Annotated in this window: 9 protein-coding genes and 1 tRNA gene; 4 read left to right on the top strand and 6 right to left on the bottom strand. The window is 73.0% G+C overall.

The window, feature by feature from the left end; genetic code table 11:
* Position 1: 1 nt before the first annotated feature.
* Together FJ309_02670 and FJ309_02665 are read right to left on the bottom strand one after the other, a co-directional pair.
* Positions 2-610, bottom strand: a complete 609-nt coding sequence (locus FJ309_02670; GenBank protein MBM3953521.1) for a hypothetical protein — start codon at positions 608-610, stop codon at positions 2-4.
* A complete protein-coding gene (locus tag FJ309_02665; GenBank protein ID MBM3953520.1) occupies positions 607-2790 on the bottom strand; it encodes a hypothetical protein in 2184 nt (727 codons plus the stop codon). The genes FJ309_02670 and FJ309_02665 overlap by 4 nt, the downstream gene beginning before the upstream one ends.
* Before the next feature lie 120 nt (positions 2791-2910).
* Here FJ309_02665 and pyrE point away from each other — a divergent pair, with 120 nt between their 5' ends.
* From pyrE to FJ309_02650, 3 genes are all read left to right on the top strand, one after another.
* Complete coding sequence (gene pyrE, locus FJ309_02660) at positions 2911-3495, top strand: orotate phosphoribosyltransferase (GenBank protein MBM3953519.1); 585 nt, start codon at positions 2911-2913, stop codon at positions 3493-3495.
* Positions 3496-3581: 86 nt separating this feature from the next.
* Complete coding sequence (locus FJ309_02655; protein ID MBM3953518.1) at positions 3582-5495, top strand: hypothetical protein; 1914 nt, start codon at positions 3582-3584, stop codon at positions 5493-5495.
* Between the two features lie 44 nt (positions 5496-5539).
* Positions 5540-6361 (top strand): alpha/beta fold hydrolase, encoded by an 822-nt coding sequence (locus tag FJ309_02650; GenBank protein MBM3953517.1) that lies wholly within the window; start codon positions 5540-5542, stop codon positions 6359-6361.
* Here the strand turns inward: FJ309_02650 and FJ309_02645 are convergent.
* From FJ309_02645 to FJ309_02635, 3 genes are all read right to left on the bottom strand, one after another.
* Positions 6303-7409, bottom strand: coding sequence for a hypothetical protein (locus FJ309_02645; protein MBM3953516.1), 1107 nt, complete (start codon positions 7407-7409; stop codon positions 6303-6305). The genes FJ309_02650 and FJ309_02645 overlap by 59 nt on opposite strands.
* Entirely contained in the window at positions 7406-7975 is a 570-nt protein-coding gene (locus FJ309_02640; GenBank protein ID MBM3953515.1) for a sigma-70 family RNA polymerase sigma factor, read from the bottom strand. The genes FJ309_02645 and FJ309_02640 overlap by 4 nt, the downstream gene beginning before the upstream one ends.
* A 192-nt stretch (positions 7976-8167) precedes the next feature.
* Positions 8168-8240: transfer RNA gene (locus tag FJ309_02635), tRNA-Ala, on the bottom strand.
* Between the two features lie 118 nt (positions 8241-8358).
* Between FJ309_02635 and uvrA the strand changes: the two genes are divergently transcribed.
* On the top strand, positions 8359-14406 hold the full coding sequence (gene uvrA, locus FJ309_02630) for an excinuclease ABC subunit UvrA (protein MBM3953514.1): 6048 nt from the start codon (positions 8359-8361) through the stop codon (positions 14404-14406).
* On the opposite strand, the gene FJ309_02625 is transcribed toward uvrA, so the two are convergent.
* Positions 14369-15694: a hypothetical protein gene (locus FJ309_02625; GenBank protein MBM3953513.1), complete on the bottom strand. Its 1326-nt coding sequence runs from the start codon at positions 15692-15694 to the stop codon at positions 14369-14371. The genes uvrA and FJ309_02625 overlap by 38 nt on opposite strands.
* Positions 15695-15737: the final 43 nt, after the last annotated feature.

Raw genomic sequence — 15737 nt, 5'->3', positions numbered from 1 at the left:
GTCAAGCGGGCGGAGGGTCGAATTGGTCGAACTCGAAGGTCTCCAGGGTGGGCGAGAGCCGGTCGCCCGGGGGCGGGGCGGACTCGTCAGGACCATGGGCACCGTGACGATCGGCGGATGCACTCCCCACGGGACGGACGATCACCGCCAGCCCCTGGACACCGACCACCCTGACCCGGCTCCCGGCCGTCAGCGGCCCCGCATCGCTCATCCCCTCGACCCGCTCGCTCCCCAGCGCCACCGTGCCCCAGGGGAGCAGGTCGGTCACCGCGTCTCCCGATTGCCCGACCAGGTCGCGCAAACGCTGCCGCTCGGCCGCCTGCGGGACCACCTCCGTCCCTTCCGGAGGCGGAGGCAGGACACGCCTGCCGAGCGCTGTTTCGGGAAACCAGCGGAACGCGAGCCCGAGCACGGTCGGCACGCTCACCACGACGACCGCCAGTGTCATCACGCCGGCGCCCGGACCGACCTGGAGGAAGGCCAGTGTCACCGCGGCGAGGATCGCCATGATGCTGACGAAGCCGAGCACCCCGCCGGAGGGCACGAACACCTCGGCCACCATCACCGCCAGGCCGAGCACCAACAGCAGCACGACCCACATCAAGCTCATGGCACGGCGGCCCTGACGACGACCCGCTGGCCGCGCAGCGCCACCACCGTCACCGCCACCCCCGGCTCGATCAGCGGTCCGTCGCTGGCGACGTCGCAGACGATGCCGTCGAACAGCGCCTTGCCGGCCGGGGCGAGGCGCGTCGTCGTCGTGCCACTGCTGCCCACCGCGGGCAGGGCCACGGAATCGGTGACCGTGCCGGCCGACGGCTCCTCGGCGATCACGTCCCGCAGCCAGGGGATCGCCGGCAGCCAGCGGCGCATGAGCACGCCGAGCACGGCGACGCCCACGGCGACGCCGAGGAGCGTCGCCAGCGACCACTCGAGCTGACGGAGCTGGTAGTCGTTGGCCGGCAGCACGAACGACTGGCTGGCCAGCACCAGCGCCGCCACCATCAGCAGCCCGCCGCCGAGGCCGAGGACGCCGAACCCGGGAAACACGAAGATCTCCATCGCCAGGCAGAACAGCCCGACGACGAACAGCATCACCTCGAGCGATCCGCTCGTGCCGCGGAGGAACTGGCCCCAGAAGTAGACGACGAACGCCACCGTGGCGACGAACCCGCCGAGCCCGACGCCCGGGGTCTGCAGTTCGAAGAGCAGCGCCGCGCCACCGATCAGCAGCAGCAGCCAGGCCAGCTCGGGACTGGCGAGGGCTTCGAGCAGCGACTCCGCCCACCCCGGGATCGAGGGTTTGATCTGTCCCTCGATCCCGTAGGCCTGGGAAATGCCGTCGATCCCCTCGACGACGTGCCCCGCCAGGCCGAAGGCCTCGGCCTCGGCGGCCGACAGCTGCGTCGGCCCCTTCTTGACCTGGGCCCCGAGTTGCCAGGCCGCGCGGTCGGCCCGTTCGGCGAGCTCCTCGGGGGAAAAGTACTCGACCCGCCCGGTGGCCGTCTCGGTGGCGCGGTGGACCGCCACGTCCGGGCGGACCAGCGCCACCGGCAACGACCAGGAGCGACCGCGCGGTTCGGCGACCTGTTTCCTCCAACTGGTCGTGATGTCCGCTCCGGCATCACGACCGATCGATACCTCCCCCGGCCCGCCGATCACCGCCGAAGGGCCCATCACCAGGTCGTCGCAGGCGAGTGCCACCAGCCCCGCGTCCCCGCGCGCCTGCACGGGCACGTAGGCCACCGTGCGGACGCGGCCGGCGTCGAGCCCCGCCAGCCATCCGCTGAGGACGAGGCTCTGGTCGGGTTCACCTCCGCGGCTGTCGATCCGCAGGCAGACGAAGTTGACCCCTTCGGCGACGAGCCGCTCGATCCGCCGCTGGGTCCGCGCGACGACGTCGCCGCCGATGACGCCGGAGAGGTCGATGACGGCGGCGTTCCAGCCTTCCGCCGTCCCGGGATCGGCGAGCAGGGCACGCTCGAGGGTCCCCAGCCCCCGCGCCAACTCGGCCGTGTTCTCCGCGAGCAACGACGCCAGCCCGAGCGATCGCGCCCGGCGTCCCGTCGCCACCAGTGGGCTGGGGCCGACATCCTCGACTTCCAGGACGGTCGTCGTCTCGCGGAGTGCGGCGACGCGATCGGCAGGGACGAACTGGTCGCCATCCTCGGTCGCCGCCCGGACGACGCGGGCGGTCGGATCCACCAGCGCCACGGCCAGCGCCTCCGGCACGGTACGGTGGCGGCCGGCGATCTCCGTGTAGGCCGTCCGGATCGTGTTGTCGATGGCGTCACCGGCCAACACGGCGGGCCCGAGCTCCGCCTCGGGCGCGATCACGATCTGCTCGCAGGCCAGTGCCACGAGCACGGCATGGCCGCGGATGCCCTGCGGCAGGAACGCGACCGTCTTGACCGCCGCCAGACTTGGCGACCCGAGAAATCGGGCGAGTTCGAAACAGTGGCCGAAGTCGCTGACATCCCCCTCGTCACCGGGGGCGAACTCGACGACCAGGATCCCACGCTGGCCGGGGCGTGGCTTCAGCCGCTCCACCTGACGGGTGATCGCCGCCATCGCCTGCTTGTCGCGGGTCCCGGAGATCGGCAACCGGACGACGATCCGGCCCACGCTCGGCGGATCTTCCGCGGGGGGCGGCGCCTCCTGCCCCGGCGCCGGCACAGCGACGGCGAGGATCGCCGCGAGCCAGACTGTCGCCGCCTGCAGGTCGAGACGGCGCCCGGCACCCGCTGCGACGAACGTCGGCCATCGCCACGGTCGTCTCGGGGCCGGCATGATCGACTCCACTGCGGCGTTCGAAATGGTGGCTTCTCCAGTTGATTCTAGGAGGGGGTCGGTGCCAGTCAAAAACCGGGAGCCTGCCCGGAACCCGAGAGCTTGCTATAAGAAGGACCCATGGAACACGGTCAACCGGCAGCGGGCGGGAATCAGGCGGAACTGATCGCCCTCATCGAGCGCCGCGCCCTGCGGCGCGGCACGTTCAAGCTCGCCAGCGGCCGCGAAGCGAGCTACTACCTCGACGCCAAACAGGTCGTGCTCGAGGCCCGCGGGGCGATGCTCGTCGGCCGGTCGATCCTCGCCCGGTTGTCGGCCTGCGGGCCGCTGCCCGACGCGATCGGTGGCCTCGCCATCGGTGCCGACCCGATCACGGCCGCCGTCGTCACCATGGCTGGAGTCGCCGGCCTTCCGCTGCTCGGGTTCCTGGTCCGCAAGGAACCCAAGGACCATGGGACGCAGAAGTTCATCGAGGGCCCGGTGCAACCCGGCCAACGGGTCGTGATCGTCGAGGACGTGACGACCACGGGAGGCTCGGCGCTGGTGGCGATCCAGCGTGCCCGCGCCCATGGGCTGGTGGTCGAGCGGGTGGTGACCGTGATCGACCGACTCGCCGGAGCCTCCGCGGCGTTCGCCGCGGAGGGGGTTCCACTGGAGTCGTTGGTCACGATCCGCGACCTGGGGCTCGAACCCGACATCGCCTGAGGGCGGCCACCGTCGGCTTGCCCTGCCCCCGCCGCCGGTCGTAGGCTCGAAGAAGAGCCGCTGACTTCTCGGGGGACGAGTCGACCGTGACCAAGGCCGCCGCACACCGCGATTCGCCCGCCGGCCACGGCGCCCGCGCCCGTCTGCGGGAAGCCCTGTGCGTGGTCACGGCCGCATGGTGGCTGGTGTCCTGCACCTCCTCGATCGTATCGGCCACGGCCCCGGCGAATGCCAGCGCTTCCCCGGACGCACTTCCCCTCGACGAACTGATCGCCCGGCTCGGGGCGGAGGAGTTCCACGTTCGCGAAGCGGCCGCCGCGGCCCTCCGCGCGGCCGGGCCCGCGGCGATCGACGACTTGCTCCGTGCCGCCGAGACCAGCCAGGACCTGGAAGTCGCCCTCCAGGCGCGGTGGCTCGTCGACACGATCCCGCTCGACATGCCCCATGACCCGCCCCCGGTGGCTCGTCTCCTGGCCCAGTACCGCGGCCAGAACATCGACGACCGGGGGGTGACGATGCACCGGTTGATGGATCTCGACGACGAGGCGGGGATCGAAGCCCTGGCGCGGATCGTCCGCCTCGACCGCTCGACGCTCTGCTCGCGCCGGGCGGCGGCGCTCCTGGCCGCCGAATGGTATCCCGACGATCCCGCGTTCGACCGGCTCCGGCCGAGGATCACCGCCGGCCTCGGAGCCAGCCAGCGCCCCGCCGCGGTTCTGCTCCGGGCCCTCGTCGAATTCGACGCTGCCGGGGACGACGCCGGCCGATCCGCCGCGCTGGTGGTGGCCGAGGGAGCGTGGCGCACGCTGGCGGCGTCCACCCCGCCACTCGACGCACTCGACGACTGGCGGGGCGACCGCGTGGAACCTTCCAACAGCATCTTCGCCGGGGTGTCGGGCGATCCGGCGCGGGACCTGGCCAGGCTGCAAATCAGGCTGCTGGCGGCCGCCGGCCGGCGCGACGATGCGATCGCCACGGCCCGCGACCTGCTTCGCGACCTGCTCCCCGCCGATCGCCCGTCCATGCGGGCGGCGACGAAGCTCGCCGACACGCTCGTATGGTGCGTCCACGAGGGGTTGCCGGAGGCCGTCGACGCGCTCCTCGATCCCCCGCTTCCTTGGCTCGGCAGCGTCGCGGTGACCGGATTCGCCGTCGCGCACGCCGAGCGGAGCCGTGGCCGCGACGCGCTCGCCGCGCCGATCGCCGAGGCGGCGTTCACCGCCAGCCGCGCGGCGATCACCGAGCAACCGTGGCTCGCCGGCCGGGTCGCCCACTGGGGATGCGGCGACTGGGCCGCACGGCTGTACCAGGAGGTGATCGACCGTCCGACGCTCGTCATGGCGGTCCGGATCGAGGCCGCGATCCGGTTTGCCGAATTCCTCCATGACGGCGGCGACGACGCGGCCGCCGCCCGGATCATCCGCGAGACGCTCGAGCGGCGCGACGGCCGCAAGGATCTCGACGACATGTTCAACCAACTCCAGCGTGAACAGGCCGCGGTCCGCTCACGGCAGCTGTACTTCGAGGCCTGCGCCGCACGGGCCCGCGGCGACGGCGCCGCCGCGCGGGCGGCGATCGAGGCCTCGCTGGCGGCCAACGGCAAGGATGTCGATTCGCTGATCGCCCTCTACAAGACGGCCGCCGACACGCCGGCCGAGCTCGCCGCGGCAACCGAGCGCGTCGAGGAGGCGCTGCGGCAGATCGAGAACATCATCCAGGCGGTTCCCGAAGACTCCAATTCCTACAACGAATACGCCTGGCTGGTGAGCAACACCACCGGCGACCTCGAGAGGGCGACACGCTACTCGCGGATTTCGCTCGACAGGATGTTCGACAGCCCCGCCTACCTCGACACCCTCGCCCACTGCCGGGCCGCCGCCGGCGACTACGACGGCGCCGCGCGCTGGCAGACGCGGGCCTGGCGGCGCGAGCCGGCGAGTCCGACGATCAAGCGGAATCTCGACCGTTTCCGCCGCCTCGCGGCGACGCCCGCCCGTTGACCGCCCCGTCCGCCTCCGACGGGTCGGACCGGCCTCATCCCGCCATGCGCGACGTCCCCCTCGCCGACACGACGCTGCGGGTCCACGACGTGGGCCGGGGCGAGCCCCTGCTGCTGCTGCACGGTTTTCCCCTCGATCACCGGATGTGGTCGGGGCAGGAGGCGCTCGCCGGGCGCCTCCGGCTGCTGGCGCCCGACCAGCGCGGCTTCGGCCGCAGCGGCGGATCGGCCCCTGCGTCCGTCGAACAACTTGCCGACGACGCGGCGGCGGCCCTCACGGCCCTCGCGCCCGGCGCCCGGGCGGTGGTCTGCGGGCTGTCGCTGGGGGGCTACGTCGCCCAGCACGTCGCCATCCGCCACCCCGATCTCGTCACGGCGCTGGTGCTGGTCGATACCAAGCTCGAAGCCGACACCCCCGACGCGCGCGCCGCGCGCCACGACCTCGCCGCGCGCGTCCAGCGCGCGGGTACGCGCGCCCTCGCCGAGGCGATGCTACCGCGGTTGTTCGCGGCGTCCGCGGTCGCGCGGGGCACGCCACAGCGCGGGGGTGCCGAAGCGCTCGTGCGCGCGATGATCCTCGGCACGCCGGTCGCGACGGTCACCGCCGCGCTGGCGGCGCTGGCCGCCCGGCCCGACATGACCGGGGCATTCGCCACCCGAACCGCCCCGACGCTGCTGGTGTGCGGAGCGGAAGACGTGATCACGCCGCCGGAGAGGATGGCCGCGGACGCCGCGGTGATTCCCGGAGCGCGGCTCGCCGTCGTCCCCCGCTGCGGCCACATGACGCCGCTGGAAGATCCCGCGGCGTTCAATGCGCTGCTGGCGGAGTTCGTGGACGGCCTTCCCCGCCGGGAGCGGCGGGCTTGAGGCCGCCGGCCCCCGCGGGAGCCGGGCCGGGAGACCGCGGGCCGCCGTCGGGTGTTCCGCGCGGGGTCCCTTCGCCCCCGCGCCCCGCGCCGTCGGGACGGGAGCCACCGGACCCACGGCGTGGGTCCCAGTCGCGCTGCCCGCGGAACGGGAACCGGGCGTAGAACCGGGCGAGCGACTCGAGCCGCTCCTCCTTCGAGAGGTCGACCACGTCGTCGCGCTCGGCGGGGTCGCGGAGCGCGAGGTACTGGTGCCAGACCGCGACGGCGTTCTCGAGCCGCTCGCGCTCCGCCGCCCGACCGTCGCCCGACGCGGCGAGGAACCGCGCGAGTTCGAGGACGTCGTGCCGGGCGACCTCGGAAAGCCCGAGAAACTCGTTGGCCCGGTCTGAAAGCTCGCGGCGCTCGTCGGCCGGCAGCGCCTCCACGTCGCCGCGCCGGCGCGCGAGGACGTCGGCGGGGGTTTCCTTGCCCAACGGCTCGCCGGCGAGTGCGGTGACCGCCGCCTCCCACTCCGCCGGCACGGGGATCTCGGCGGCTCCCCCGTCGGATCCTCCGGGAGCCTCGTCGGCTCCCTCGCCGCCGCGCGCCTCGCCGGGGCGGCCCCCGAACATCCCGAAGCGGCGCGGCACCGGGTAGTCGCGCTTCGCGACCTCGGCGAGGAACTCCATCGATCCCGCTTCGCGCAGGGCCCCGACGTGGCGGATCACGGGAAGGTATTCCAGCGCCCGCTGGTCGGGATCGGGAGCCGACGCCCGGCCGAGCAGAAGGCCCGCCACGAGACCACCGAGGATCGCGCCCCCCGGCAGCGTCCAGCCGAGCGTCGCCCGGCCCCGCCCCGGCGTCTCCCCTCCCGTGCGGACACCGACCGCCGCCATCTCGACGGTCGTCGCGGTGAGCGCCGGCGAGGCGACCGCCCGGGGAAGGCTGTCGAGGGCCCCCCACACGCTTTCCAGATCGAGGGCCGGGTCGTCGGCGCGGTTCCCCGGCGAAGCCGTGGGCCCGGCACCAGGCCCAGCGCCGGCGGTCGGATCGTGGTCGCCGCTCATCGCAACCCCTCGCGCTCGTAGGGAGCCAGCGCCTTCCGCAACTGGTCGCGGGCCCGGAAGAGGAGCGATTTCACCGCCGGCACGGTCAGCCCCATCGCGGCGGCGATTTCCTCGTAGGAGCAGTGCTCGAACTTGGCCAGCAACAGCGCCATCCGCTGGTTGTCGCCGAGCCGGGCGATCGCCTCCTGGACGACGTCCTGCAGTTCGCTGCGATCGATCTGCCGCGCCGGCCGCTGGCCGCTGGCCGCGACGGCGAGTTGGTCGAGGCCGATCTCCCCGTGCGACGCCGAGGCCGACACCGGGACCCCCTTTTCGAGGCGCCGGTAGGCACGCTGCCTGAGGTCGCTGGCGACGTTGTTGGCGATCGTGTGGATCCAGGTCGAGAACCGCGCCGTCGGCTTGTAGGTGCCCCGCGCCCGGTAGACGCGGAGAAACACCTCCTGGGCGAGGTCCTCGGCGGTGGAGTGGTCGCCCGTGTGGTGGAGGAACAGCGTCACCAGCCGCCCCTGCCAGAGGGCGACGAGCTCCTCGAAGGCCTCGGCGTCGTCGGCCCGGACGCGGAGCATGAGGTCGGCGGACGGGTCGGTGGATGGCGTCATCTCACCCTTTCGTCACCGCGTCGCGGTCAGACCGGGGGCGGTCACACGACGGGGTGCACCACAGCGGCCAGAAGCGGCACGCGAGGACCGATCGGAACGGCGTGGCATCCGCGGGCCCGAGCCCACGGCGCCGACGCCGATACCGAACCGACAGGCCAATGGAGCGGAGGAGGATCGAACTCCCAACCTCGGCATTGCGAACGCCGCGCTCTCCCAGTTGAGCTACCGCCCCTCTCCCCGCGGGCGCGGGGATTGGACGAGAATCGATCGTAAGCCCGGCCCTGGTGACTGTCCAGCCTGCGGCGGCCGGGGCGCTACAATCACCGATCCACTCCGTTCTCCCGGACCGCATGAACGTTCCACCCATCGTCGTCCGCGGGGCCCGGGAGCACAACCTCCGCGACGTCACCGTCGCCCTGCCGCGCGGCCGTCTGGTGTGCCTGTGCGGCGTGAGCGGGTCGGGAAAGTCGAGCCTCGCCTTCGACACGCTGTACGCCGAGGGGCAGCGGCGCTACGTCGAGAGCCTGTCGACGTTCGCCCGCCAGTTCCTCGGCCAGTTGCCCCGCCCCGACGTCGATGCCGTCACGGGATTGTCGCCGTCGATCTCGATCGCGCAGAAGTCGGCCGGGTCCAATCCGCGGTCGACCGTGGCGACGATGACGGAGATCCACGATTTCCTCCGCGTGCTCTATGCCCGTGTCGGCACGGCACACTGCCCGGCCTGCGACGCCGTACTCGAGGCCCAGCCGCGCGACGCGATCGTCGAGCGGATCCTCGCCGCCCGCGGCGGTCGCCGCGTGATGGTGCTCGCGTCGCTCGTCCGTGGTGCGAAGGGAGAACACCGCGACCTGTTCACCGATCTGGTACGCCAGGGGTTCACCCGGGCGCGGGTCGACGGCACGCTGTGCCGCGCCGAGGACCCGCCGCCGCTGGCCAAGACGCTCAAACACACCGTCGAGGTGGTGATCGACCGGCTCGTCCCCGGCGACGCCACGCGCGGCCGACTCTCCGAGGCGGTCGACCTGGCACTGCGGACCGGCGGTGGGCAGGTGATCGTGGCCCTCGAACCGAACGGTGACGGCGACGGTGCCGACGCGCCGCCGCGGCGCGGCCGGGGCGCTCCACCGGTGCCCATGCCGACCGACGACCTGATCCTTTCCAGCCGCTATGCCTGCACCGCCTGCGGGACCAGCTACGACACGCCCGAGCCGCAGCTGTTCAGCTTCAACAGCCCCCAGGGCGCCTGCCCGGCCTGCGACGGGCTCGGCGACATCTACGGCGTCGACCCCGACAAGCTGGTGACCGCGCCGCAACTCTCGCTCCGCAAAGGCGCGCTCGGGGTGCTCGGCACCTTCCGCGACATGCCGCGCTGGCTGCGGCGGCTGCTGACCGCGGTCGCCGGCCAGGCCGAAGCCGCGCGGCGCTGGCCGGGCGGCACACTGCTCGACACGCCGTGGGAACAGCTCACTGCGCTGCAGAAGCGCGTCTGGCTCGACGGCACGGGCCTCGGGGAGATCGACGTCCGCTGGAAGCGTGGCCGTGCCGAGCGCGGCGCGAAGACGCGCTTCGAGGGGCTGCGGGCGATGCTCACCAGCCGCTGGCGCAACGCCAAGAGCGGGATCATCCGGCGGATGCTCGAGAAGGTGATGAGCGTCACCCCCTGCGGCACCTGTGGCGGCGCCCGGCTCAACCCCCAGGCCCGCGCCGTGCGGATCCGCACGGCAGCGTCGCGCGCCGCCCGGCTGGCCGCCGCGTTGCCGGAGGAACTCGCGCTCGACCGGTTGTGCGCCCTGCCGATCGCCGCTGCACGGCAATTCCTCGCCGACGTCCGGCTCGACGCGACGCAGACGCTGATCGCCACCGAACTGCTCAAGGAGATCCGTGGCCGGCTCGGGTTCCTCGACCAGGTGGGGCTCGGCTACCTGGCGCTCGACCGCCGCGCGCCGACGCTGTCCGGCGGGGAGAGCCAGCGGATCCGGCTCGCCGCCCAGATCGGCTCCGGCCTGTCGGGCGTGCTCTACGTCCTCGACGAGCCGTCGATCGGCCTCCATCCGCGCGACAACACCCGGCTCCTCGAGGCGCTGGCGGCGCTCCGCGACAAGGGCAATACCGTGGTCGTCGTCGAGCACGACGAGGAGACGATCCGGGCGGCCGACTGGGTGGTCGATTTCGGCCCCGGCCCCGGGAAGCGCGGCGGCGCGGTGGTGGCGGTAGGGACGCCCGACGAGGTCGCCGCCACGCCGGCGAGCCTGACCGGCGCGTTCCTCGCCGGGCGCGAGGCGATCACCGTGCCGCAGCGCCGCCGCCTACCGTCGGGGCGGTCGCTCCACCTCCGCGGCGTCTCCCACAACAACCTGCGCGATATCGACGTCGAAATCCCCCTCGGCCAACTGGTCTGTGTCACCGGGGTCTCGGGCAGCGGCAAAAGCTCGCTGGTCGGCGACGTCCTCGAGCCGGCGCTGCGGCAGATCCTCGGCAGCGAGGCCGCCCGGCCGGGCCAGTTCGTGGCGCTCGAGGGGACGGAGCACGTCGACAAGGTGATCGTCATCGACCAGTCGCCGATCGGGCGCACGCCACGGAGCAATCCGGCGACGTACGTCAAGGTCTGGGACGACATCCGCGCCCTGTTCACGATGCTCCCCGAGGCGAAGAAACGCGGCTGGAAGGCGGGGCGGTTCAGCTTCAACGTCGCCGGCGGCCGCTGCGAGGCCTGCGAGGGCAACGGCTCGGTGCGCCTCGACATGGACTTCCTCGCCGACATCTGGGTGACCTGCGAGGTCTGCGGCGGCGCCCGGTTCGCCCGCGACACGCTCGAGGTCCGCTGGAAGGGACACGACGTCGCGGCGCTGCTGAAGATGGAGATCGGCGAGGCGCGCGAGCTGTTCGCCGACGCCCCCGACATCGCCCACAAGCTGACGACGCTGTGCGACGTCGGCCTCGACTACCTCCACCTCGGCCAGCCGTCGCCGACGCTGTCCGGCGGGGAGGCGCAGCGCGTCAAGCTGTCGCGCGAGCTCGCCAAGCGATCCACCGGGCGGACGCTGTACATCCTCGACGAGCCGACCACCGGCCTCCACATGGCCGACGTCCGCCAGCTCCTCACGGTGCTCGAGCGGCTCGTCGACGCCGGCAACACCGTGCTCGTCGTCGAGCACAACCTCGACGTCGTCAAACGCGCCGATCACTGCATCGACCTCGGGCCGGAGGGGGGCGCCGGCGGCGGCCGGATCGTCGCCACCGGCACTCCCGAGAAGATCGCCAAGGCGCGCGGTTCGGCGACCGGCCGGGCCCTCGCCCCGCTTCTCGCCGCGGCGCGCGACAGCCGCCCGCGTCGCGCCGGGCGCCGCCGCCCGATCGACGACGCCGCCGAGGTCGCGCGGGTGCTGGCCCGCGCGGAGGCTGCGTCGATCGATCCCGGCCCGCCGCGGATCGCGATCCGCGGCGCCAGCCAGCACAACCTCCGCGCCGTCGACGCCGACATCCCGCGCGGTGCGCTGACGGTGTGCTGCGGCCCGAGCGGGTCGGGGAAGACCTCGCTGGCCTTCGACACGCTGTATGCCGAGGGGCAGCGCCGCTACGTCGAGAGCCTGTCCCCCTACGCGCGGCAATTCGTCGGCCAGGTGCCCAAGCCGATCTTCGAGCGGATCGACGGCCTGTCACCGGCCGTGGCGATCGAGCAGCGCTCGACCGGCGGCACGCCGCGCTCGACCGTCGGCACGCTCACCGAGATGTACGACCACTTCCGCGTCCTCGCCGCGCGCCTCGGCCAGCTCCACTGTCCAGACTGCCGGATCGAGGTGGGGAGCCGGAGCGTCGACCAGATCGTCGCCGGGCTCCTCGCGCTGGCGGGGGGCACGCGGCTGCTGCTGCTGGCGCCGGTGGAACCACGGCCGGGCCAGACGCCCGAGGCACTGCTGGGGGCGCTGCGCGCGGCGGGGCACGTGCGCGTCCGGATCGACGGCCGCACCGTGCGCCTCGACGAGTTGCCCTCGATCGACCGGAAGCGGCAGAGCCGGATCGAGATCGTCATCGACCGCGTGACCGTCGAGCCCGAGGCGCGGAGCCGGCTCGCGCAGTCGGTCGAGGCGGCGCTCGACGCCGGCAGCGGGACGATGCTCGTCGCCCGTGTCGTCGACGGGCGCGACGAACCCGAGTGGCCGGTCGAGGTGGCCAGCCGGCTGCTCGCCTGCCCGCAGTGCGGGCGCGGTTTCCGGCCCCTCGAACCGCGCCAGTTCTCGTTCAACAGCCCGCTCGGCTGGTGTCCGCAGTGCGACGGCCTCGGCACCCGTGCCGGAGTCGCCCACGGGGCGCTGGTTCGCGACGCCGCGGCGAGCCTCGCCGACGGTGCCCTCGACCTCTGGCCGACGCGCTCGGCACCGGTCAGCCGGGCGATGCTCGCCGGGCTCGCCGGCGCCGCCGGACTGCCGCTCGACGTGCCGCTGGTGGAGTTGTCGGGCATCCAGCAACGCGCCCTCTTCGAGGGAACCGGCGAACGGTGGATCGACGTCCCGCGCCCCGCGGGGGTGCCCGGCTCGGGGCCCTGGTTTTCCTTCCGCTTCAAGGGGCTCGAGAACGCCTGCGAGGAGGCGGCCCGGCAGGTGGTCGGGCTCCGTGCCCGGGTCGACGCAGTGATGGGGGAGGTGCCCTGCAGTGCCTGCGGCGGCAGCCGGCTGGCCGACGTCGCCGCCGCGGTCACGCTCTGGGGCCGGCCGCTCGACGTCTGGTGCCGGATGCCGCTGGGGCGGATGGTCGCCGAGCTGGAGGGCGTCACCCTCTCCGACACGGAGCGGTCGGTGGCCGGCGATCTGCTCCGCGAGCTCCTTTCGCGCGTGCGTTTCCTCGTCGACGTCGGGCTGGAATACCTCGACCTCGCCCGGCCGGCGGGCAGCCTCTCGGGGGGCGAGATGCAGCGGATCCGCCTCGCCGCCCAGGTCGGCAGCGGCCTGACCGGCGTGCTCTATGTCCTCGACGAACCGACGATCGGCCTCCACCCGCGCGACACCCACAAGCTGATCGCGGCCCTCGGCAAGCTGCGGGCGCTGGGCAACACGCTGGTCGTCGTCGAGCACGACCGCGACGTCGTCGCCGCCGCCGACCACGCGCTCGATTTCGGACCCGGGAGCGGCCGCGAGGGGGGGCGGATCGTCGCCCAGGCACCCCCTGCCGCCCTCGAAGCGACGGCCGGCAGCGTCACCGGCCCCTACCTCCACCGCCGCCGTGCCTGCGACGGAATCCTCGAACGCGTCGCCCGCGAGGGGCGGCGGAGCCCGACCGGCTGGATCGGCGTCCGCGACGCCTCTCACCGGACGCTCAAGGGGATCGACGTCGACTTCCCGCTCGGCGTCATCGCCGCGGTCACCGGCCCGAGCGGATCGGGGAAGACGTCGCTGGTCCTCGAGGTCCTGTGGCGGGCGCTGGCCCGGCGCCTCCATGCCGCCCGTGAGCAGCCCGGCCGGCACGGCTCGATCACCGGCCTCGATCTGGTCGACAAGGTGATCCTCGTCGACCAGGAGCCGATCGGGACCACGCCCGGCTCGACGCCCGCCACCTACACCGGGGTCTTCGACCATGTCCGGCAGTTGTTCGCCAAGGTCCCGGGGGCCAAGACCCGCGGGCTGACGCCGCGCGCGTTCAGCTTCAACGTCGCCGGGGGGCGCTGCGAGGCCTGCGAGGGGCTCGGCCAGCGGCGTGTGGAGATGCACTTCCTCCCCGACGTGTGGGTCGAGTGCGAGCACTGCAAGGGGAGCCGTTACGCCACCGAGACGCTCGCCGCCACCTGGCACGGCCGCTCGATCGCCGACGTCCTGCGGATGAGCGCCGCCGAAGGGGCGGCATTCTTCGCGACGGTGCCGCAGATCGCGCGGATCCTCGACACGCTGGTCGACGTCGGCCTCGGCTACGTGACGCTCGGCCAGCCGGCGCCACAACTCTCCGGCGGCGAGGCGCAGCGCGTCAAGCTGTCGCGCGAATTGGCCAAGCCCGGCACCGGCCGGACCCTCTACATCCTCGACGAGCCGACCACCGGGCTGCACTTCGCCGACATCGAGAAGCTGCTCCTCGTCCTCGACCGGCTCGTGTCAGCCGGCAACACGGTGCTCGTCGTCGAGCACAACCTCGAGGTGATCTCCGCGGCCGACTGGGTGATCGACATGGGCCCCGAGGCCGGGGACGGCGGCGGCCGGGTGGTCGTCGCCGGCCCTCCGGAGGACCTCGTGATCCACGCCGCCGCCTGGGAAAAGTGGCAGGGCTCCGCCGGCGGCGCCGGAGCCCCCCTGCTCCGCAGCCACACCGGCGAAGCCCTGCGGGCGTTCGCCCCACGGGCGCCGGCCGGAGCCGGCGGCGCCGTCGGGGCGGCGCCTGTCACCACCGCGCCTCGAGCCCGGTCGAGACGCCGCTGAGCAGCACGCTGCCGTTGGTGTTGATGAGCACCGAGGCCGGGCTGCCGCCCGTCGTGTTGGCATTGGTCAGCGACAACTGGTCGGCAGGGACGGCCACGCCGGAGAGCCAGAAGAAGTTGTAGCCCGCGCGCCACGTCCACCACTTGTTGAGCTGGACGGTGCCGAGGATCCCGAGCTCGCCGAAGAACGACGTCTGGTCGGCGGCGGCGGCAAGCGGGCCGATCGGCGAGCCGGCGAACGTCACCGTCGAGCGCTGCAGGGCGGTGTTGTAGAACACGCCCGCTTTGCCGACGGCGCTGAACTTCACCGGGCCGCCGTCGTTCCAGAGGACGAGGTCCATGCCCCCCTGCCCGCCGTACAGGTCGTTGGCGGTGCCGACCACGAACTGGTCCGAACCGACCGGGGGCGTGGCGGTGGTGTCGGTGTACTGGTCGTTGACGGTCATCGTCTGGTTCCATTCGACCCAGCGGAAGCCGGCCAGCCAGGTGATCGGCCCACAGGTCCGGCGCCGCCAGTTGAGCTCGGCCGACTGGATCTGGCCGGTGCTGATCACCTGGGCCCAGTTGATGTCGGCGAAATTGAAGCCGGCGAGGTTGACCTGCTGGTAGCCGCCCTGCGTGTGGGGCGTCGACTGCTCGCCGTAGAAGTTGCGGACGGTGAAGTAGTTACCCTCGATGGCGTAGACGCTGTCGAGGTTCAGCAGCACGCCGACGCGCGGGCCGATCGCCATCTGACTGGTGGCGTCGGCGGCATCGAGCGCCACCCGGTTGGCCGGGGCCGTCTCGACGAACAGCGGCCGACCGACGGGATTGTTCTGCCAGAGCATCAACGCGTCGACCTGGACCTGGATGCGCGGGAAGGTCGGGAGGAGCAGGGTGTTGACGACGCCGTAGGAGCCGGTCGCCACTCCCGGCTCGAGACCCGACGACGGGAACCACCCACCGCTGCCGCCGTTCATCGGCCAGACGCCGACGATCCGTCCGAGGCCCCCGGTGCCCTCTTCGACCCCGGCGCCGTCGTCGATCGCTCCGCCCGGGGGGACGATGACCGCCCCATCGTCGGCGGCCACGCCGGCATCCTCGGGGACCATGATCGAGACGTCGCCGGCGACCTGGCCGGGGCCGGTGGGCCCGAGCAGGTCGTCGAACCCCTGCCCCGCCGCGAACGACGCACCCGACATCCCCAGGGCGACCGCCGCCACGCGCACCCAGCGCCGGCCGATCCTCGTCCGTCCGCCGGCACGACCCGTACGGGCGGCACCCGTGCCGCGATCCAACCAAGCGCTCATGGCGTGATGATCCTCCCAGGGGGAAATGTTCCCGGGAGTTTTC

Source organism: Planctomycetota bacterium (genome assembly GCA_016872555.1).
Taxonomy (GTDB): Bacteria; Planctomycetota; Planctomycetia; order Pirellulales; family UBA1268; genus F1-20-MAGs016.
This window is presented reverse-complemented; position numbering and strand designations above follow the sequence as displayed.